General features: G+C 65.6%; 23 protein-coding genes. 17 read left to right on the forward strand and 6 right to left on the reverse strand.

Annotation, left to right across the window (positions count from 1 at the left end; genetic code table 11):
- The first annotated feature begins 148 nt into the window (after positions 1–148).
- From NKT35_RS07490 to NKT35_RS07505, 4 genes are all read left to right on the forward strand, one after another.
- A complete protein-coding gene (locus tag NKT35_RS07490; RefSeq protein WP_505190907.1) occupies positions 149–1,444 on the forward strand; it encodes a glycosyltransferase in 1,296 nt (431 codons plus the stop codon).
- 11 nt (positions 1,445–1,455) lie between these two features.
- Positions 1,456–1,941: a GNAT family N-acetyltransferase gene (locus tag NKT35_RS07495; protein ID WP_254300369.1), complete on the forward strand. Its 486-nt coding sequence runs from the start codon at positions 1,456–1,458 to the stop codon at positions 1,939–1,941.
- A 224-nt stretch (positions 1,942–2,165) separates the two neighbouring features.
- Positions 2,166–2,942 carry a GNAT family N-acetyltransferase gene (locus NKT35_RS07500; RefSeq protein ID WP_254300371.1) on the forward strand — a complete coding sequence of 259 codons (777 nt, stop codon included), beginning with the start codon at positions 2,166–2,168 and terminating at the stop codon, positions 2,940–2,942.
- A 45-nt stretch (positions 2,943–2,987) separates the two neighbouring features.
- Entirely contained in the window at positions 2,988–3,953 is a 966-nt protein-coding gene (locus NKT35_RS07505; RefSeq protein ID WP_254300373.1) for a nitrilase-related carbon-nitrogen hydrolase, read from the forward strand.
- 30 nt (positions 3,954–3,983) lie between these two features.
- On the opposite strand, the gene NKT35_RS07510 is transcribed toward NKT35_RS07505, so the two are convergent.
- Positions 3,984–5,618 carry a methyl-accepting chemotaxis protein gene (locus NKT35_RS07510; protein ID WP_254300375.1) on the reverse strand — a complete coding sequence of 545 codons (1,635 nt, stop codon included), beginning with the start codon at positions 5,616–5,618 and terminating at the stop codon, positions 3,984–3,986.
- Between the two features lie 156 nt (positions 5,619–5,774).
- On the opposite strand from NKT35_RS07510, the gene NKT35_RS07515 reads away from it, so the two are divergent.
- The gene (locus NKT35_RS07515) at positions 5,775–6,956 is read left to right on the forward strand and encodes an alkaline phosphatase family protein (protein WP_254300377.1); all 1,182 of its coding nucleotides are present in this window, start codon (positions 5,775–5,777) and stop codon (positions 6,954–6,956) included.
- Between the two features lie 72 nt (positions 6,957–7,028).
- Positions 7,029–7,823, forward strand: a complete 795-nt coding sequence (locus tag NKT35_RS07520; protein ID WP_254300378.1) for an AraC family transcriptional regulator — start codon at positions 7,029–7,031, stop codon at positions 7,821–7,823.
- On the opposite strand, the gene NKT35_RS07525 is transcribed toward NKT35_RS07520, so the two are convergent.
- Positions 7,781–8,083, reverse strand: coding sequence for a DUF6506 family protein (locus tag NKT35_RS07525; protein ID WP_254300380.1), 303 nt, complete (start codon positions 8,081–8,083; stop codon positions 7,781–7,783). The two genes, NKT35_RS07520 and NKT35_RS07525, sit on opposite strands and share 43 nt — an antisense overlap.
- A gap of 171 nt (positions 8,084–8,254) precedes the next feature.
- Here NKT35_RS07525 and NKT35_RS07530 point away from each other — a divergent pair, with 171 nt between their 5' ends.
- From NKT35_RS07530 to NKT35_RS07565, 8 genes are read left to right on the forward strand one after another with little or no spacing between them, the layout of a single operon-like run.
- A complete protein-coding gene (locus NKT35_RS07530) occupies positions 8,255–8,629 on the forward strand; it encodes a VOC family protein (RefSeq protein WP_254300383.1) in 375 nt (124 codons plus the stop codon).
- A 14-nt stretch (positions 8,630–8,643) separates the two neighbouring features.
- Entirely contained in the window at positions 8,644–9,222 is a 579-nt protein-coding gene (locus tag NKT35_RS07535; protein ID WP_254300385.1) for a hypothetical protein, read from the forward strand.
- Positions 9,219–9,674 (forward strand): NUDIX domain-containing protein, encoded by a 456-nt coding sequence (locus NKT35_RS07540; protein WP_254300387.1) that lies wholly within the window; start codon positions 9,219–9,221, stop codon positions 9,672–9,674. The genes NKT35_RS07535 and NKT35_RS07540 overlap by 4 nt, the downstream gene beginning before the upstream one ends.
- Positions 9,675–9,688: 14 nt before the next feature.
- Complete coding sequence (locus NKT35_RS07545) at positions 9,689–9,985, forward strand: putative quinol monooxygenase (RefSeq protein WP_254300389.1); 297 nt, start codon at positions 9,689–9,691, stop codon at positions 9,983–9,985.
- Positions 9,975–10,493, forward strand: a complete 519-nt coding sequence (locus NKT35_RS07550; RefSeq protein WP_254300391.1) for a DinB family protein — start codon at positions 9,975–9,977, stop codon at positions 10,491–10,493. Before NKT35_RS07545 ends, NKT35_RS07550 begins: the two co-directional genes overlap by 11 nt.
- Complete coding sequence (locus NKT35_RS07555) at positions 10,486–11,076, forward strand: P-loop nucleotide/nucleoside kinase family protein (RefSeq protein WP_254300393.1); 591 nt, start codon at positions 10,486–10,488, stop codon at positions 11,074–11,076. Before NKT35_RS07550 ends, NKT35_RS07555 begins: the two co-directional genes overlap by 8 nt.
- 57 nt (positions 11,077–11,133) lie before the next feature.
- Positions 11,134–11,523: a YkgJ family cysteine cluster protein gene (locus NKT35_RS07560; RefSeq protein ID WP_254300394.1), complete on the forward strand. Its 390-nt coding sequence runs from the start codon at positions 11,134–11,136 to the stop codon at positions 11,521–11,523.
- A 58-nt stretch (positions 11,524–11,581) separates the two neighbouring features.
- Positions 11,582–12,046, forward strand: coding sequence for a DMT family transporter (locus NKT35_RS07565; RefSeq protein ID WP_254300396.1), 465 nt, complete (start codon positions 11,582–11,584; stop codon positions 12,044–12,046).
- A gap of 75 nt (positions 12,047–12,121) precedes the next feature.
- On the opposite strand, the gene NKT35_RS07570 is transcribed toward NKT35_RS07565, so the two are convergent.
- The 4 genes from NKT35_RS07570 to NKT35_RS07585 form a co-directional block, all read right to left on the reverse strand.
- Positions 12,122–12,316, reverse strand: a complete 195-nt coding sequence (locus NKT35_RS07570) for a hypothetical protein (protein WP_254300398.1) — start codon at positions 12,314–12,316, stop codon at positions 12,122–12,124.
- 212 nt (positions 12,317–12,528) lie between these two features.
- A complete protein-coding gene (locus NKT35_RS07575; protein ID WP_254300401.1) occupies positions 12,529–13,002 on the reverse strand; it encodes a YMGG-like glycine zipper-containing protein in 474 nt (157 codons plus the stop codon).
- 13 nt (positions 13,003–13,015) lie between these two features.
- Complete coding sequence (locus NKT35_RS07580; protein ID WP_254300403.1) at positions 13,016–13,447, reverse strand: hypothetical protein; 432 nt, start codon at positions 13,445–13,447, stop codon at positions 13,016–13,018.
- A gap of 69 nt (positions 13,448–13,516) precedes the next feature.
- A complete protein-coding gene (locus NKT35_RS07585) occupies positions 13,517–13,981 on the reverse strand; it encodes a Spy/CpxP family protein refolding chaperone (protein WP_254300405.1) in 465 nt (154 codons plus the stop codon).
- A 180-nt stretch (positions 13,982–14,161) separates the two neighbouring features.
- On the opposite strand from NKT35_RS07585, the gene NKT35_RS07590 reads away from it, so the two are divergent.
- The 3 genes from NKT35_RS07590 to NKT35_RS07600 all read left to right on the forward strand — a co-directional run bounded on the left by NKT35_RS07590 (position 14,162) and on the right by NKT35_RS07600 (position 17,594).
- A complete protein-coding gene (locus tag NKT35_RS07590) occupies positions 14,162–16,423 on the forward strand; it encodes a TerB family tellurite resistance protein (RefSeq protein ID WP_505190908.1) in 2,262 nt (753 codons plus the stop codon).
- A gap of 260 nt (positions 16,424–16,683) precedes the next feature.
- Positions 16,684–16,944 (forward strand): VF530 family protein, encoded by a 261-nt coding sequence (locus NKT35_RS07595; protein WP_254300409.1) that lies wholly within the window; start codon positions 16,684–16,686, stop codon positions 16,942–16,944.
- Positions 16,945–17,024: 80 nt separating this feature from the next.
- Positions 17,025–17,594, forward strand: coding sequence for a DUF4337 domain-containing protein (locus NKT35_RS07600; protein WP_254300410.1), 570 nt, complete (start codon positions 17,025–17,027; stop codon positions 17,592–17,594).
- The last annotated feature ends 50 nt before the right edge of the window (positions 17,595–17,644 follow it).

Consider the following 17,644-nt stretch of genomic DNA (forward strand, 5'->3'; position numbering starts at 1 on the left):
GCAAGACCAAGGCAAACCCTGACGGTTTGCCTTTTTTTGCGGGCTCGCCCTGGTTCGCATAATGACATTTCAATTTGTTTGACCTAGTGGCATGCTGTCTGCACTCAGCGGCTCCATCGAGCCGCGCCCATGCGCTCAGGGAGGCGAGATGGATAGGGATGGCAGGCCGCAGGCGGGGGAGGATTCGACATTGTGGGTGCTGGCATGCAGCGGCACCGGCGGCGATATCCTGCCCTTCATCGACTTAGGCAAGCGACTGGCCGAGCGCGGCCGCCGGGTGCGGCTGGCGGCGCCGGCGTATCATGCCGACTGGATTCGCCGGCAAGGCCTGGATTGCGAGGCGTTTGGTTCGAAGGCGGCTTTCCAGGCTTGCCTGGATGACCCGGATCTGTGGGACGAGCGCAAGGGCTTCGGCGTAGTGTGGCGCAGCGTGGCGCCGCACCTGCAGGTGTTGCGCGAACTGGCGGCGCGGGAGTCCGGGCGCTGCGTGCTGCTCTGCCATCCCCTCATGCTGGCGGCCGCGCATCTGGCCAAGGCGGCCTATCCCGATCTGACCGTGGCGGCGCTGTACTTGTCGCCGTCCGGCTTATGCAGCAGCCATGACATGCAGGTGCTGGGCTCGCTGACTTTGCCGGCCCGCTTGCCGGTGTCGTGGAAACGCCAGCTATGGCGCTGCTTGTATCGCCTGGGGCTGGATCCTCAGGTTTTGCCGGCCATCAATGCCGCGCGGCGGGAGATGGGCTTGCCGCCGCTGCGCAGTTTTCAGCGCCTGTTGAGCGAGACGCCGGAGCAGGTGTTCGGCGGCTTTCCCAGCTGGTTCGCCGCGCCGCAGCCCGATTGGCCAAGCCCCTATCAGGAACTGGGTTTTCCACAGGCGGCGGAGCGCGATGGCACGCTATCGGCCGAGCTGCAGGCCTTTATCGATGCCGGTCCGGCGCCTGTCGTCTTTACCCCGGGCACCGGCCACCGCCATGCCCGCGGCTATTTCGAAGCGGCGCTGGCGGCCTTGGCGGCGGTAGGCGGACGCGGGATCTTCATTACGCCGTATCGCGATCAAGTGCCGGAGGCCCTGCCCGGACATGTGCTCTGGCAGCCGCATGCGCCTTTTTCCGCGATATTGCCGAAGGCGGCGGCGGTGGTTCACCACGGCGGCATCGGCACCTGCGCCGAGGCGTTCCGCGCCGGCGTGCCGCAGCTGATTTGTCCCTACGCCTTCGACCAGTTCGACAATGGCTGGCGCGCGCGCCGTCTGGGCGTGGCAGAAGTGTTGCCGGCCCGCAAGTTGAGCGCCAAGAAACTGGCTGCGGCCTTGCGACGTTTGAGCGCCTCCGGCGAGGTGGCGCGCGCGTGCGAGCGGACGGCTGCGCAGGCTCGCGCATCAGGCTTCGCATCCGTGGAACTGTTGGAGCAAGCGTTGATGGATGCGGTCTGGGCTCGACGATAGCGGGAGCGGCAATGGAAATTCGCTTGAGAAGGGCAATGCTGCAAGAGGCCGCCGCGCTGCACGCGATGCAGCTTGCAGCGTTTTTGCCGCTGCTGCGTAAATATCAAGACCACGACATCAGTCCGGCGACCGAGACTTTGGCATCATTCCGCGGCAAATTGGCGCAGGCCGAGTCCCACTTTTACTGGATAGAGCGAGGCCCGCAAGCCGTGGGCGGCTTGCGGGTGGCGGCTTTGCCCGGCAGCGGGCAATGCCGGATCAGTCCGCTGTTCATCCTGCCCGCCTTCCAAAACCAGGGCATCGCCCAGGCGGCGATGCGGCTGGCCGAGCGCCTGCATCAGCCGGATCATGGTTGGCGGCTCGATACCATCCTGGAAGAGCGCGGCAACTGCCATCTGTATGAGAAATTGGGTTATGTGAGGGTAGGGCAAGCCCGCATGGTCAAGCCGGGCATGCATCTGGTCGTCTACCACAAAGCCTGTGCCGCGACGCGATGAGAGTTTTTCTTCGGTCGATGCTCATAAGACATGCTGACGCCCGGAACGGACAAGCGCTGCGCCGAGGCCGCGCAGATCTGAGCCTGCGCCGCCTGGGATGGGCGCCGCGTCTGGTTTGGATGGCGACGCGGGGTTCACCGGACGGCGGCGATGCGGGTATGCTGAACCGATGCGGCGGCGCGGCCGCCGTCCTTTTGCCTATGCCTAATCCGTGGGAGCCGACCATGTCGAATCATCCGCCCGATCAGATATTCCGCACCGAGCGCCTGGCTGTCCGCCGTTGGCGCGACGCCGATATGGACGCGTTGTCGGCGGTATGCGGCGATGCCCAAACCATGCGCTGGGTGGGCGATGGCCAAACCTTGGCGCGGGCCGATTGCCGGCGCTGGCTGGAGGCGACGCGGCGCCATTACGCCGCGCGCGGCTATGGCATGTTCGCCGTCGAGGATGGCCTCAGCGGCGAGCTGCTGGGGTTTTGCGGGCTGACGCACCCGGATGGCCAGGCCGAGCCGGAGTTGAAATACGCTTTTTTGCCTGCCCATTGGGGCCGAGGGCTGGCCAGCGAGGCGGCGGCGGCGATGATCGCGCATGCCGCCGCGCAATGGGGGCTGCGCCACATCATCGCCACCGTGGCGGAGGCGCATCCGGCGTCGCAGCGGGTGCTGCTCAAGGCCGGCATGGCGCTGGGCGAGTCGCGGCGGGAGGCTGACGGCAGCCGGACCTTGCGATTTCATTGGCGGGCGCGGCAGGACGCGCCAGCCAGCGCGGCTGGGCCGCGAGCGGCGGACAAACGCCGTTTCAATGTCTATGGCCGGATTCTGGCGGTGGAGCGGCGCGAGGGCGGCTGGCGGGCTTTTTGGGCCGGCGGCGACGGCAAGCGCCGTCCAGCCGGCTTCATCATTCCCAATGATTTGGCGGCCGGCGATCTGACGCAATACCTGGAAGACCTGTTCCACGAAAACGCCACGCCGCGCAATGGCGAGGTGAGGGCATTGGATTGAGGGGGCCTGGTCGGCCCCGGATGAGTGTGACGAAAGGGGAAAGGCATGAATGATTTGCAAGTGGCGACGATGCAGTTTGAAAACGCCAGCGGCGACAAGGCGTTCAATCTGGCGCGGATCGAAGCCTTAGCCGAGCAGGCCGCCGCCGCCGGCGCGCGGGTGGCGGCGTTTCACGAGTGTTCGGTCACCGGCTACACCTTTGCCCGGCGCTTGAGCCGGGAACAGCTGGCCGAGCTGGCGGAGCCGATACCGGATGGCCCCAGCGTGAAGCGGCTGGCCCAGATCGCCGCCCGGCTGGACATCTATCTGCTGGCAGGACTGTTCGAGCAAGGCGAGGACGGAGAACTGTACAAGGCGCAGGTCTGCGTCGGCCCGCAAGGCCTGGTGGCCAAGCACCGCAAGCTGCATCCCTTCATCAATCCGCATCTGGCGCAGGGATCGGCGTATACGGTGTTCGAGATCGACGGCTGGAAGTGCGGCATCCTGATCTGCTACGACAACAACGTGATCGAGAACGTGCGCGCCACCGCCTTGCTGGGCGCGGAAATCTTGTTCATGCCGCATGTGACCATGTGCACGCCGTCCACCCGGCCCGGAGCCGGCTTTGTCGATCCGGTCCTGTGGCGCCAGCGCCAGCAGGACCCCACCTCCTTGCGCATCGAGTTCGAGGGCTTGAAGGGACGCGGCTGGCTGATGAAGTGGCTGCCGGCGCGCGCCTACGACAACGGCGTCTACGTGGTGTTTTCCAATCCGATAGGCATGGACGACGATCAGCTGAAAAACGGCTGTTCGATGATTCTGGACCCGTTCGGCGACATCCTGGCCGAAGGCCCGCGCCTGGACGAGGGCATGGCCTTGGCGCGGCTGAGCCGCGACAAGCTGGCCCTGTGCGGCGGGCACCGTTATCGACAAGCGCGCCGGCCGGAACTGTACCGCGAGATACTGGGCCAGCCGCACGAGCCGCGCCAGCAGGTGGCGTGGATGGCAGGCAAGGCCGTCGAGGCGGATTGATCCACCCCCCGCCCTAGCGGCTCGCGGCGGCTAATGGTCCACCACGAAGCGGCGGATCTGGCTTTGCAGCGAGGCGCTGACATCGCGCAGCCGGCCGCTGCCCTGGCTGGCGCTTTGGCTGGCGCGCAGGCTGTCGTCGGCCAGGCGGGCGATTTCCGAAACGCTGTCGGCGATGGCCTGGCTTTCCCGCACTTGTTCCGCGATGTCGGCGGCGAGGCGGTCCAGCCCGCCGACGGTGGCAGTGGCGCCCTGTTTCAGCTCGGTCAGCGGCGCGACGATTTCGCCTATCAGCCGCACGCCGCGCGCCATCTCGCGCTGGCCTTGCTCGATGCGGCCCATGGCGTCGGTGGTTTGCTGGTCCATGGCGCTGATCACCTCATTGATTTCGCGGGTGGCGCGGGCGGTGCGCGCCGCCAGATTGCGCACTTCGTCGGCCACCACGGCGAAGCCGCGGCCCATTTCGCCGGCCCGCGCCGCCTCGATGGCGGCATTCAGCGCCAGCATATTGGTTTGCTCGGCGATGTCGGTGACCGATTCGATCATGCCGTGCATGGAGTTCGCGCGCTGGCGCAGCGCGTCCACCGATTCGGCGCTGCCCTGGATCTGCCCGGCGATGGCCTGGATCTCGCGCGAGGCGGTTTCGATCAAACATTGGCCAGTGTCGGCCAGGCTGGCCGAGTCGCGCGCCTGCTGCTGCGCTTGCCGCGCCGTGTCGGCCGCGCGGTCCAGCTTGGCCGCGAAGGCGCCGACCACATCGTTGATCTGATGCAGCTCCGCCTGTTGCCGCTCCACGCCGCCGGCCAGTTCCGCCGCGCTGTCGCGGGTGGAGTGCGCAGTGTCGGCCACCACATCGGCGGAACTGCGCAGATCTCTCACCAGCGCGGCCAGACCATGCTGCATGGTTTCCATCCGTTGCAGCATTTGCGAGGTTTCGTCGCGGCCGGCGGAGCGGACCTGGCTGCGCAGATCGCCCTGAGCCATCGAATCCAGCACCGCCACGCCATGCTCCAGCGGCCGGGTGATGCTGCGGGTGACGCTCCAGGCTAGCAACAGCACGGCCAGCGCCGCCGCCGCGCTGCAGGCGAGCAGCAGGCCGCGGGTCAGGCTCATTCTGCGCAGCGCGGCGGCCATTTCGGCGTTCATATGGCTTTGCTGCTCCGCCGACAGCGCCGCGGTGGCGGCCAGCAGCGCTTGCAGCGCGGGCCGGGTGTCGCTGCCGAATTGCTTGGCCAGCGCGGCCGGATCGTTCGCCTCCACCAGGTCCACCGTTTCGAGAAAGGCTTTGGAATAGGCCGCGCGCAACTGCGCCAGCGCTTGCAATTTGCCGGCCTGTTCCGCCGGCCAGGGCAGCGCCTTGAGTTGCTGGAAGGTCGCGTCGGCGCGGCGGTTGGCCTCGTCCATCGCCGCGAACAGCGGCACGCGCTGATTGCGTTCCGGCGTGGCGATGATTTGCAGCAGCAGCAGCGCGGCGTTCTGCGCATGGCGGTCCAGGCCGGCGGCGGCTTGCTGTTTGCTGGCGTCGTCGTTGACGATGGCTTGGGTGGAGCGCTCTATGCTGTCCAGGCCGGTCCAGACGCTGGCGCAGATGCCCAGCAGGATGGCGAGCAGCAAGGTGAAGGACAGCGCCAGGCGCGGGCCGACTTTGATCGATTGCAACAGGCTCATGCGGCTTTTCTCCGAGTACGGTGGCAGTGAGTCGGATGCTGCGGGGCATTCTGTCAGGGTAGTTCCGCCCTTGCGGCCTGTCATCTCCAAGATTGACAATGGCATCTCGGCCGGGCCAGCATGCTGGCTTTGGCGAACGGATGATGAGGTGTCGGCATGGAGAACTGGAACTCGCGCTTTCCCGGCGCGGCCTGGCCGGATTATCAAGGCGGCGGCCTGCTCAATCTGATGCAGACGCTGAGCCTGGAGCTGGGCGGGCCGGATCTGGGCCACGCCCCGCTGGACAGCGAGGTTCTGGCCGGCATCGGCCGCCATCGCCATGTCTGCCTGCTGCTGGTGGATGGCTTGGGCGAGGCGCAATTGCGGCGGCTGGGGCCGAACAGCCGCTTGGCGGCCTTGCGGCGGCGCAGCCTTAGCAGCGTGTTCCCGCCCACCACCGCGGCGGCGGTCACCACGGTGTTGACCGGCCAGCCGCCTTCGGTGCATGGCCTGATAGGCTGGCACCAGCTGCATGGCGAGGAAATCATCGCGCCGCTGCCGCTGTATGTGCGCCACCCGGCCGATTCCGCCAGCGCGGCGCAGCAATTGGCCGATAGCTTGTTTTGCGCGCCGCCCTTGTTCGAGCATTTCGCCCGACCCGCTTTTTTGATGCTGCCGGCCGATATCGCCCACTCGCCCTGCACCCGTCATCATGCCGGCAGTTGCCTGCGTCTGCCTTACCGCGACTCCGCCGATGCCTTCGCGCAATTGAGCGCGCGGCTGAGCTCGCCGGCGCCGGCTTTTCATTATCTCTACCTGCGCCAACTGGACGCGCAGATGCACGCCACCGGGCCGGACAGTCCGCAAGCGCAGCAGGCGCTGGCCGAACTGGACGACGAGCTTGGCCGTTTGCTGGAGGAGGCGCGGCAGTGCGACGCGGCGGTGGTGGCGATCGCCGATCACGGCTTCACCGCCGCGCCGGCGGCGCAATGGGTGGACGTGGATGCCGACCAGGAGCTGTATGGCTTGTTGGCGCGGCCCTTGTCCGGCGAAACGCGGATGGCTTATTGCCATGTGAAGCCCGGCTGCGTCGAGCGCTTTCTCGCCTTGGCGGAAGCGCGGCTGGGCCATGCCTGCTGGCCGGCAAGGAGCGCCGAGCTGCTGGCGGCGGGGGTGTATGGCCCTGGGCCGGCGCATCCGGATTTGGCGCGCCGTTGCGGCGATGTGGTGTTGATCGCCAAGCCGGGCTGGAATCTGCGCGACACGCTGCCGGGGGAAAGGGTATTCCTGGAGGCTGGCATGCATGCCGGCGTTCATCCGGACGAGATGGCGGTGCCCTTGATGGCATGGCGGCCGTGACGAGCACGTTTTTACAAGCGCCGGCTATCGGGGCGGCGCAGAATGGCCGCCTTCTAGTTTGGAATGTCGTCAATGCAGTCGCAACAATGCTTGCCTGACGCCGGGCTGCGTCCCTGGATACACAGTTACCGCCGCTACCATTTTGAGCAGGGCGATCCTGAGGTTTTGACGCTGCTGCCGGGCACCGGTGCGGAGTTGTGGCTGGGCGAGGGCGGCGGGTCGGCCTTGCTGTGCCCGAGGCACCGCGTGCAACAATTGGCGCGGCCGGCGCGACCGGTGTTCGCGATTCGTTTCCGCGCCGGGGCGCTGCCCTTGTTCGGCGTGCCCGCCTTGTCGGGCTTGGTGGATCGCGAGACGCCTGCGCGCCAGCTCTGGCCTGAGGATGCCGATGCGTGGGCGCGGCTGGGCGGCGCTGATTTCGAAACGCAGTGCGGGCAGGCCAGCCTCTTGCTGCTATCACGTCTGCGCGAGACGCCTGAACTGGAGCGGATGCGCAGTCTGGCGGGCCGGATGTTCGCCGACAGCGCCGGCTTCGCGCTGGGCGTCTACGCCGATGAGGCGAACGTGGACCGATGCGGCCTGTCGCGCCGTTTTCATGCCAGCCAGGGCGTGACCGCCAAGTTTTATCACCGGCTGTGCCGTTTCGAGCGTTTTTTGCGCGACGCGGTTTTCCAGAGCCGGCCTTCCCTGGCTGGCTTGGCCTGGGAACACGGCTATTTCGATCAGGCCCATCTGCACCGCGACGCGCGCAGCTTGGTTGGCTTGCCGCCGGCGCGCTTGCTGAGCGAACCGGCGTGGTCCTTGTTTTACTCTCCCCTGGCGGTTCAGCCCAATTCATCTCCGGAACGGTGGCCCAGCAGCGGATGAGGGTCGAAGCGCACCACGCCTACGGACGCTAGCGAGCCGACCGCTGCCGCGACGAGAGCGGCGCCCTGGTGGCCGAAGCCGCCGCACAGCTCGATGGCGGCGCAGCCTTGCTCCGCCAGTTCGCGCGCGGTTTCCGCGGCTTGGACGTAGCTGGAGACGGCGATGGTGGCGACTTGCACTTCAGGCGTCTCGGTGATGGAACGATGTCGCGAGGGATCGCCCTGCGGGGCGATGAAGATAAAGGCGGCTTTCAAGGCCATGGCGCGCTTTCTGCGTGGTGGATGGAAACGCGAGCTTAAGCGGGGGCCCTGGCGCGATCTTGGAAAAATGTGCGGGCGGCAAGACCCGGCAACCGTGGATAAGGCCTAAATATGCCAATGATATGTTTTGGTTTATGATTGGCTGATTCGAATATTCATTCAGGGTGGCCGATGCTGCACCATCTTTCCTTAGGCGTGGCGGACTTGGACCGCGCCCGCCATTTCTACGATGCGGCTCTGCTTGAGTTGGGTTTTGTGCCGGTTTGGTCGCATGAAGAGGCGGCGGGCTATGGCGAGCCGGGCGGCGGAGACCGGCTGGCGCTGATGCGGGAGCCGGACGCCGCGCCGCCGGGGCCGGGTTTTCATCTGGCCTTGGCCGCGCCCAACCGCGAGGCGGTGGATCGCTTTCATGCCGCGGCGCTGGCGCATGGCGGGCGGGACAACGGCGCGCCTGGGTTGCGCCCGCATTATGGTGCGCATTATTACGCCGCTTTCGTTATCGATCCGGACGGCCATCACATTGAAGCAGTGATCAATCGGCCCTAAGCTCAGGAGTCGTCATGACGATAGGCAAGGATGCCGGCCTGATCGAGTTGGAAGCGATGGCGCAGCGAGGCCGCCGGGCGGTGGGCGCGATGTTCTTCACCGTGTTCGGCGCCGTTTGGCTATGGGGTTCCGATCTTCTGCGCAGCCAGCCGCGCCCGTGGTTCGCCGCGCTGGTGGCGGCGCTGGCCGCCGCCTTGTGGAGCCATGCCTGGCGGCGCTGGCGGCAAAACCGCGCGGCGATGGCGGCGGCGGCGCAAACCGCGGCCTCCAAGCGGGCCGACAAGATTTTCAAATGGGTGAACGGCTTGCAATGGCTGGGCGCTATCCTGGCGGTGAACGTCCTCAATCATTTTGATTTGCCGCAGTGGCAGCTTCCCGCGGTGATGCTGATCATCGGCCTGCATTTCTTCCCCTTGGCCTGGGCGTTCCGGGTTCGCGCCCATTATCTGACCGGCGCGGCGTTGACGGCGTGGCCGCTGGCTTACCCGCAAATCGCGGCGGGCGGGTCAAACGACCCGGTCGGCTGCCTGGGCGCGGGCGTCATTTTGTGGCTGAGCGCGGCTTATGCGCTGCGCGCAGGGAAAACATCGTGAAACATCGCATCGCCGCTGGCGCGATTGTGGAAGACCAAGGGCGCGTCTTGATGGTGCGCCGTTGCAAGCCGGGCGCGTACGACTTTTGGGCGGCGCCGGGCGGCGGCGCGATCGACGACGAAGCGCTGGCGGAGGCGGCCGCGCGCGAGGTGCGGGAGGAGTGCGGCTTGCGGGTGGAAATCGGCGCGTTGCTCTGTATCGAGGAGTTTGCCAGCCCGGAGACCCGCGAGTGCAAGTTCTGGTTCCGCGGCCGCTTGCTGGGCGGCGAGATCGATTGCGGCGCGGAAGAAGCGACGCGCGAGCACATTGTCGAGGCGGCTTGGCTGTCGCGCGAGGATTTCGTCGGCAAAACCGTGTTTCCGCCCATGCTATTGCAGGATGACTGGCGCGAGCGGGAGCAAAACTTGGCCGCGCCGCGCTATGTCGGTTTGCGGCGGATGGAATTTTACTGATTGGAGAATGCGTGATGTTTCCGCTGATTGTGACGCTGGCAGCGAATACGACCGACGACATCCCGGCCATCGCCGCCGCCTTGGCGCGGATGCGGCCGCTGTGCCTGGCGGAGCCGGGTTGTCTGTTGTGGGAGGCCTATCATTCCGAGGCCGATCCCAAACTGTTTGTCCTGGTGGAGCATTGGCAGAGCAAGGGCCATTGGGAGGCGCATGGCCAGCTAGCCGCCATCCAAACCATTTATTTGCCCGAAGTGCTGCCGCGCGCCGCGCGCCAGGCTCATCCCTGCGAAAGGCTATCGGATGCTGTCTGATACGATGGAAAGACCGGCGTTGTTGAGCCAGGCCTACCGGCACCTGCTGCTGGCGCTGGAGGAAATGCCCTTGTTTTTGGAGCAGGCTTTGGCGGAGCTGCCATCCGAAGCCTGGGGGCGGCAGCCGGAGCGCGACCGTTCGCCCTTGCTGGAACATGTCTGGCATCTGCATGACTGCGAAGTGGATCTGTATGGCCTGCGCATTCATAAGGCGCTGAGCGAGGAACTGCCCTGGCTGCCGCCTATGGAGGTTTCCGACTGGCCGCGGGAGCGGGCCTATCATTTGCGCGACGGCGCGGTGGGCCTGGCTGCGTTCTCCAGCGCCCGCCAGGCGCTGCTGGCGGAATTGCGAGCCTTGGAGCCGGCGCAATTGGGCCGCAGCGGCATTCGCGGCGATGGCTCCAGCATCAATATCCTGGGTCTGCTGGAGCTACTGGCGGACCACGACCGCGACCACCGTTGGCGCATCGCCGCCATCTTGCGGGAATTCGCGGGCTTGCATGGTTGAGGTGGAGTCTGGCCGCGTCTTGCTGTTGCTCAGCGGCGCGCCGGGCAGCGGCAAAAGCACGCTGGCGCGCCGCCTGGCCGAGGCCTTGGGCTGGCCATGTCTGGATAAAGATGATTTCCTGGAGGCGCTGTTCGAGGAGCGGGGCGTCGGCGATGCCGCTTGGCGTAGGGCGTTGAGCCGGGAGGCCGACGCGCGCTTTCTCGCCGTGGCGCAAACCGCCCCACGAGCCGTGGTCTGTTCTTGGTGGCGGCATCCCGCCTCTGGCGAGGCGTCAGGCACGCCTGTGGATGGGCTGCTGCGCTCAGGGCATCTGGTGCTGGAGCTGCATTGCCATTGCCCGGCCGAGGCGGCCGCCGAGCGTTTTGTCCAGCGCCGCCGCCATCCCGGCCATCTGGACGCGCGGCGCGATCCGGCGGATTTGCTCGCGCAGCTGCGGCGCGCCGAAAGTTTGGGGCCGCTGGGCTTGGGCGAGAGCCTGATTCTGGATACGACTGGGCAAGTCGATCTGATGCCGGCTCTGGCATGGGCGCGCAGCGCCATCGCCAGAGCCAGAGCCCTTGCCGATCGGCCGCCGCAACCGTAGAATGCCGGGCTTCCCGTCAGGGAAAGCTTCGAGTATTCAATGTGTTAAGGACGCGCCGTGGCCGATATCAACCGCCTGGAAACCTGGATCAAATACAAAAACGGCCTGTGCGGCGACTGCATGGGCTCCTGTTGCACCATGCCGGTGGAGGTTAAGCTGCCGGACCTGATCCGCATCGGGGTGGTGGACGAGTTCGAGCTGGACGAGCCGATCAAGAACATCGCCAAGCGCTTGGAAAAACAGCGCGTCATCCAGCACTTCAATTTCAAGAACAGCCTGTTCACGCTGGCCCAGCGCGCCAACGGCGATTGCCTGTATCTGGACGCCAAGACCCGGCTGTGTACTATCTACGACAAGCGGCCCAACACCTGCCGCAATCATCCCAAGATCGGCCCCAAGCCCGGTTTTTGCGCCTATACCCGCAATCCTGCGGCGCAGCCGCGCTGATTCATTTATCATCCTCGCCAGTCGCGCGCCGGGCGGCGCGCGGTAAAGAGGAATTTCGATGCAAGCCCTATATCCCTTGTTGGCCTTCCTGATCGGCGTGGTGGTGCCGCTGCAGGCGGCGGTGAACAATCAACTCAGGCAACTGATAGGCGGCAGCACCTTGCTGGCGGCGCTGGTGTCGTTCAGCGTCGGCTGTTTGACCCTGTGCCTGCTCGGCCTCGCCACCGGCCAGCGTTGGCAAAGCCTGGCCGCCCTGTCGCGGGTGGAGTGGTGGATGTTGCTGGGCGGCGTGCTGGGCGCGGGGTTCGTGTTCGGCACCACCTTGCTGGCGCCCAGGCTGGGCGTGGCGACCATGGTGTCGCTGATCATCGCCGGCCAGGTTTGCTCTTCGCTGCTGTTCGACCGTTTCGGCTGGCTGGCCATGCCCTTGCGAGAGCTGAGCGCGGCGCGTGTGGTCGGCGCCGTGCTGGTGGTGGCGGGCGTGTTGCTGGTGAATTTCGGCGACCGCTGGTTTGGCCGCTGACGGAAAGCCGAAGCGCCGCGCCCCGCCCGGGGCAACGGCGCTTTGACTTGAAACAGGCCGCCTGAAGCGGCTTTTTTACTGCGACTGCGCGGTTGACGCCGGCGGCGTCTGCGCGGCCGGCGCGTCTATCATGGTCATGTCGTGCAGCGATAGCGGCACGCTGGGCTGCACTCTGGCGGTATCGAACGGCCGGCAGTTGGCGTCCTGGGCTTGAGCCAAGCCAGCCGCCAACAGCAGGGCGGCCGTGAGAGCGAGGCGCGATGTCTTCATGATGTCATCCTTTCAGAATCTGTTCTCGACGCGCTCTCCGGACTTAAAACCGCTTGCGAACCTGGAAACCACCGGGGGCGCCATTCCAGTATCGCTGCCTTTTCTGTCGCCCGCTTTTCCAAAAAAGACTTTTTGTTTCCTTATGTTAACGTGATGGTTGTTTCTTCCGTCAGGTGATGTCGACATGCTCTGCCATGCCGGCGAGCGCTAGCCTATATCGACGGCGGCGGGTAGTAGTAGCCGCGCGGCGCCATATGCACCGGTCGCGCCTGGCTGGGCAGCTGATTGCCCTTGGCGTACATGCACTGTTGATAGGAAATGTTGTAGCGGGTTTGGGCGTCGTAACCGGCATAAGAACTGGTCGAGCTGCCCGCGGCGGTGCCGGCCAGCATGCCCACCCCTGCGCCCACGCCCGCGCCCTGGTGATTGCCGCCGATCAAGGCGCCGGCCGCCGCTCCGACCACGGTGCCCAAGGCCATGCTGCCCGCCATATTGCTGGCGGCCGCCTGGTTGGTGTCGGTGCCCAGGCTGGCGGACGCATAGGCCCGGCATTGCTGCTCTTCCTGGGCGAAGACTTCGAACGGCTTGCCCGGCGCCGGCATCACCGCGACGGTGGGGCCGGTGGGCACGGTGGCGCACGCTGCCAGCAAAGCCGGCAGCATCAGCGCGAGATAGGTTTTCTTCATGGCGGTGTCCCCTTTATTTCGGCGGCTGCGAGGGCACGGTCTTCCAACCGCCCGGGCATTCGCTGACATACGGGTAGTACTGTTTGGACGCTTTGCAGTAGTACCAAACCTGGGCCGGTTCCTGTGGCGCGACGGCGATGGGCGGAGCGGGCGGCGCCAAGGGGGCGACGGGAACTGCCGGCGCGACTGGAACGGCGACCACCGGCGGCGCGTACAGGCTGGGGTAGGGGTAGACCGGCGCGGTGTAGAAATACCAGCCGCCGCCGACGACCCACCACCAGCCCATGTGGCCATGATAGTAGCCATGGTGCCAATAACCGCCGCGCCAGATATCGATGCTGATGGAGGGCGGCCCGCCATGGTGGTGGTAAGCCAGAGCCGGCGTCGACGCGGCTGCCAGCGCGGCCAGCAGCATCGCGCCAAACAATGGGATTCTGCGTCTCATGATGGGCCTCTTTCCGTGTGGAGTTGCCGATGGCTGCGCGTCGCAAGCGCAGCCTGCCGAATAAAGGGTTTAACCGTTAGCCGGCGGCGCGCCTTCAGGCCTGCCGCGATGGTCCATTTTGCCGCGCGGGCCATGCATATGGTCCATGATCTTCTGTTGCTCCGGCGTCAGCTGGGCATAGAAGGCTTTCAGCGCGTCCAGATGCTTCTGCATTTCGGCTTGATGGCGTTGCATCATCTGTTCCATCCGCTCCGGCGCGGTGGCTTTGTCGTCCATCGCCGGTTTGGCCATCTTTTCATGCTTCATCGAGGCGGTGAAGGTTTGCCAGGCGGCTTCCTGTTGCGGCTGGATTTTCAGCTTGTCATGCAACATCTGCAAATGCTTGGCGCGCATCGCCTCCATCTTGGCCGGATCCATGTGCCAGCCCTTGTGCGCCGGGGCGACGGCGGGGGCGGGGGCATCGTCGGCGTACGCAGCGGCGGAGCCTAGGAGCAGCAGGCCGGCGACGAGTAGGGGCTTGAACAGCTTGGTCATGGCGTTTTCCTTCCATGGAGAGTTGAGGTGCTTGCAGTATTGGACGCAATTGTCTGGCGAGTTTTTCTTGGAAATTCGCTCATGTTCAATTCTGTTAACCGGCAATACCCTATTGATAATTGCGGCGTCGCAACAGGCCTGAACTACAGTGAATTAGGATACGGCGGACAGGAGGCGGCGATGGCGGAAGCGGGATGGTGGGGCTGGGGACAGCAGTGGTGGGACTACTGGACCGACGCCGCGCAGCGCGGCCTGCTGTTTTTCGACGTGCTGCGCGAGCGCGGCGACACCTATCTGGAGCATCAGGCTTCCGGCCATCCGCCGGTGCTGGTGTTCGACTACGACATCATCGTCGACGGCCGCGAACTGGAGCGGCCGGTCAACTACGCCTTGGCCGCCATCCGGCCGCCTGAGGATTGCCCGGCGGCCGACCCGGCCAAGCGCCCCTTCGTGGTGATCGATCCGCGCGCCGGCCACGGGCCGGGGATAGGCGGCTTCAAGATGGACAGCGAAATCGGCATCGCTCTGCGCCAGGGCCATCCTTGCTATTTCGTGATGTTCTTTCCGGTGCCGGTGGAGGGGCAGACCATAGAGTGCGTCTGGAACGCCGAGAAGGCGTTTTTGCGCAAGGTGGGCGAGCTGCATCCGGGCAACGCCGGCAAGCCTTTCGTCATCGGCAACTGCCAGGGCGGCTGGGCGCTGGCCATGGTGGCGGCGTCGGCGCCGGAACTGGTGGGGCCTATCCTGCTGGCCGGCTCGCCGCTGTCGTATTGGGCCGGCGTGGCCGGCAAGAACCCGATGCGCTATCAGGGCGGCATGCTGGGCGGCACCTGGACTGCCTCGCTGGCCGGCGACCTCGGCCATGGCCAGTTCGACGGCGCGCAGCTGGTGGGCAATTTCGAACAGCTGGACCCGGCCAACACCTATTGGAAGAAGGGCTACCATCTGTATTCCCATATCGACCAGGAGCGCGGCCGCTTTCTGGAGTTCGAGCGCTGGTGGGGCGGCCATTATCTGCTCAACAAGGGCGAGATGGAGTGGATCAGCCAGAACCTGTTCGTCGGCAACCGCTTGAGCCGCGGCGAAGTGTATCTGGAGGATGGCCAGACCCGGATCGACCTCAGGCAGATCCGCTCGCCCATCATCGTGTTCGCCTCCTGGGGCGACAACATCACGCCGCCGCAACAGGCCTTGTACTGGATCGCCGACTTGTACAAGGACGTGGAAGACATCCGCAACAATGAGCAGACCATCGTCTACTGCCTGCACGAGCAGATCGGCCATCTCGGCATCTTCGTGTCGGCCGGCGTGGCCAATAAGGAGCACAGCGAGCTGGCCAGCGCGCTGGACCTGATAGATGTGCTGCCGCCCGGCCTGTACGAGGCGGTGATCACCGACACCTATCCGGAAACGCCGGGCCTGCAGTATCTGCAAGGCCGCTATTTGATCCGCTTCGAACCGCGCGAAGTGGCGGATGTCCTGGCGCTGGGCGACGGCCGCGACGGCGAGAAAGCCTTCCAGGTGGTGAAGCGGGTGGCCGAGATCAACCAGCAGCTGTACGACTGTTTCATTTCGCCATGGGTCAAGACCTTCAGCACGCCACAAACCGCGCACTGGCTGCGCGAATCGCATTTTTCCCGCGCCGAACGGAGCTGGTTTTCCAGCAACAACCCCTGGTTGTTCGCCTTGCCGGATTGGGCGGCCAAGGTGCGCGCGGCCAGGCAGCCGCTGGATAAGGCCAACCCGTTCTGGCAATGGCAGGAAACCGTGTCCGGCTGGACCGCGAGCGTGCTGGACGGCTGGCGCGACCAGCGCGACGCGCTCAAGGAAATGACTTTCCGCGCGGTGTACGACGCGCCGCTGACGGCGGCGATGGTGGGGCTGTCGCCCAGCCGGCCTTATGTGGTGCGCAATCAGCAGGCGGGTTGGGAGCGGCTGGAAATGCAGCGGCTCAAGCGCAAGGAGCTGGAGCAATTCTATTCCGAAGGCGGCGCGGTGGATGGTTTCCTGCGCCTGCTGATTTATGTGGCCATCGGCAACGGCGTGGTCGATGTGCGGCCGTTCAACGCCATCCGCCGCGTGATGCAGGATACTGGCCTGGGCGAAGAGCTGACGCTGGAGGCGTTCAAGCAGGCGGTGCGCCGCCAGACCTGGCTGGTGCGCAACGACGAAAAACGCGCGCTGGCCACCATTCGCGACTTGCTGCCGGGCGAGCAGCAGCGCGAGATGGCGCTGGAGCTGGTGATGCTGCTGCTGGCCGCGGCCGGCCCCATCAGCGTGGAAAAGCAGCAGCGGCTGGGGCGGGTGGCGCTGGCGATGGGCGTGGCCAAGCAAAAGCCCGATCCCGGCGAACTCTACCACGCGAAGCCCGTCGAGCCGCCTGAGGCGCCGGCGCCTTCCCCCGCCAAGCGCGCGCCGCGCAAGCGCAAAAGCAGCAGTTGAGTTTGGACGCCGGCGGCGAGTGGGCTTACACTCGCCGCTCTGGCCGCGGAGCGGATGCAAAGTCTCGCTTCTAGAGGACCCGGCAAAGCCGGGCCTTTTCGCATAAGCGTTTGATTCCGCTGCCTGGCCACTGAGTCCCAACCCCCGCCCTTGCCCTGCAAGCGGGCCTCGCCTTCAAGTCGGCGAGAAGGGCATTATTAATAATCTGCGGCGGCGAGCGGGGCTCGCCGCATCTGATGATGTATTGGAGCGCGCGGCGGATGAGCCATCAAGCCAATAATCCCACTCACGGCGTCACGCTGGAGAAAATGCTGACTGAACTGCAAGCCCATTTCGGCTGGGAAGGGCTGTCGGAGCGGGTCAATATCCGCTGTTTCAGCCAGGACCCCAGCATCAAGTCCAGCCTGACCTTTCTGCGGCGCACGCCCTGGGCGCGCGCCCAGGTGGAGGCGCTGTTCGTCGAAATGAAGTCCCGCCCGGCGGATGCCCGCCCCAAGCTGTTCGGCAAGAAAGCTTCCTGATTCCACGCATCCATTTGCCTTGGCCTGCGTTATGCTGAGTGAGATCGCGGCCAGGCCGCGCCATGCGCAAGGAGAGAGCAATGGAAGTGGAAATCAGCGTCGAAGCGGAAAAAAAGCGGCTCAACAGCTGGGTGGCGCTCACCGTGGTGCTGCTGTCGGTGCTGATGGGCCTGGGCAAGCTGAAGGACGACAATATCGTCCAGACCCGGCAGCTGCTCAAGGCCGACGCCGCCGACGCCTGGTCGGAATACCAAGCCAAGAAGATCAAGCTGCATCTGACCGAGGCCGGCCTGCGCCAGGCCGAGATGCTGGTGCTGGCCAATCCCGCCAGCGCGGCGGCGTTAAAGCCGCAACAGCAGCAATTGCGCCAGGAGATCAGCCGCTACAAGCAGGAAAGCGAAGCGCTGCAGCGCAAGGCCGAGGGCAAGGAGCAGGGCTTTGAAGCGCTGAACGCGCGGCATGATCTGTTCGACATCAGCGACGCGGCCTTGTCCATCGCCGTGGCCTGCGCCGCCGTGGCGGCCTTGTCCGCCAATCTGCTGCCCTTGTTCGCCGCCTGGGGCTTCGGCGCTTTGGGCATGGTGTTCTGGCTGGCCGGTTTCGCCGGCTGGAATCTGCGCATCGAGTGGCTGGTGTCGCTGCTGGGCTGAGGGGGTTCGCAGGCGGGGATTTGGATTGCAATTGTCATTAATTTGCCGCA

The sequence above is a fragment of the Chromobacterium sp. IIBBL 290-4 genome, assembly GCF_024207115.1.
Classification (GTDB): domain Bacteria; phylum Pseudomonadota; class Gammaproteobacteria; order Burkholderiales; family Chromobacteriaceae; genus Chromobacterium.

Excerpts from the sequence above, each read along its gene's own strand:
- NKT35_RS07490 (WP_505190907.1), top strand. The coding sequence starts at position 149 with ATGGATAGGGATGGCAGGCCGCAGGCGGGGGAGGATTCGACATTGTGG.
- NKT35_RS07495 (WP_254300369.1), top strand. The coding sequence starts at position 1,456 with ATGGAAATTCGCTTGAGAAGGGCAATGCTGCAAGAGGCCGCCGCGCTG.
- NKT35_RS07500 (WP_254300371.1), top strand. The coding sequence starts at position 2,166 with ATGTCGAATCATCCGCCCGATCAGATATTCCGCACCGAGCGCCTGGCT.
- NKT35_RS07505 (WP_254300373.1), top strand. The coding sequence starts at position 2,988 with ATGAATGATTTGCAAGTGGCGACGATGCAGTTTGAAAACGCCAGCGGC.
- NKT35_RS07510 (WP_254300375.1), bottom strand. The coding sequence starts at position 5,618 with ATGAGCCTGTTGCAATCGATCAAAGTCGGCCCGCGCCTGGCGCTGTCC.
- NKT35_RS07515 (WP_254300377.1), top strand. The coding sequence starts at position 5,775 with ATGGAGAACTGGAACTCGCGCTTTCCCGGCGCGGCCTGGCCGGATTAT.
- NKT35_RS07520 (WP_254300378.1), top strand. The coding sequence starts at position 7,029 with ATGCAGTCGCAACAATGCTTGCCTGACGCCGGGCTGCGTCCCTGGATA.
- NKT35_RS07525 (WP_254300380.1), bottom strand. The coding sequence starts at position 8,083 with ATGGCCTTGAAAGCCGCCTTTATCTTCATCGCCCCGCAGGGCGATCCC.
- NKT35_RS07530 (WP_254300383.1), top strand. The coding sequence starts at position 8,255 with ATGCTGCACCATCTTTCCTTAGGCGTGGCGGACTTGGACCGCGCCCGC.
- NKT35_RS07535 (WP_254300385.1), top strand. The coding sequence starts at position 8,644 with ATGACGATAGGCAAGGATGCCGGCCTGATCGAGTTGGAAGCGATGGCG.
- NKT35_RS07545 (WP_254300389.1), top strand. The coding sequence starts at position 9,689 with ATGTTTCCGCTGATTGTGACGCTGGCAGCGAATACGACCGACGACATC.
- NKT35_RS07550 (WP_254300391.1), top strand. The coding sequence starts at position 9,975 with ATGCTGTCTGATACGATGGAAAGACCGGCGTTGTTGAGCCAGGCCTAC.
- NKT35_RS07555 (WP_254300393.1), top strand. The coding sequence starts at position 10,486 with ATGGTTGAGGTGGAGTCTGGCCGCGTCTTGCTGTTGCTCAGCGGCGCG.
- NKT35_RS07565 (WP_254300396.1), top strand. The coding sequence starts at position 11,582 with ATGCAAGCCCTATATCCCTTGTTGGCCTTCCTGATCGGCGTGGTGGTG.
- NKT35_RS07570 (WP_254300398.1), bottom strand. The coding sequence starts at position 12,316 with ATGAAGACATCGCGCCTCGCTCTCACGGCCGCCCTGCTGTTGGCGGCT.
- NKT35_RS07575 (WP_254300401.1), bottom strand. The coding sequence starts at position 13,002 with ATGAAGAAAACCTATCTCGCGCTGATGCTGCCGGCTTTGCTGGCAGCG.
- NKT35_RS07580 (WP_254300403.1), bottom strand. The coding sequence starts at position 13,447 with ATGAGACGCAGAATCCCATTGTTTGGCGCGATGCTGCTGGCCGCGCTG.
- NKT35_RS07585 (WP_254300405.1), bottom strand. The coding sequence starts at position 13,981 with ATGACCAAGCTGTTCAAGCCCCTACTCGTCGCCGGCCTGCTGCTCCTA.
- NKT35_RS07590 (WP_505190908.1), top strand. The coding sequence starts at position 14,162 with ATGGCGGAAGCGGGATGGTGGGGCTGGGGACAGCAGTGGTGGGACTAC.
- NKT35_RS07595 (WP_254300409.1), top strand. The coding sequence starts at position 16,684 with ATGAGCCATCAAGCCAATAATCCCACTCACGGCGTCACGCTGGAGAAA.
- NKT35_RS07600 (WP_254300410.1), top strand. The coding sequence starts at position 17,025 with ATGGAAGTGGAAATCAGCGTCGAAGCGGAAAAAAAGCGGCTCAACAGC.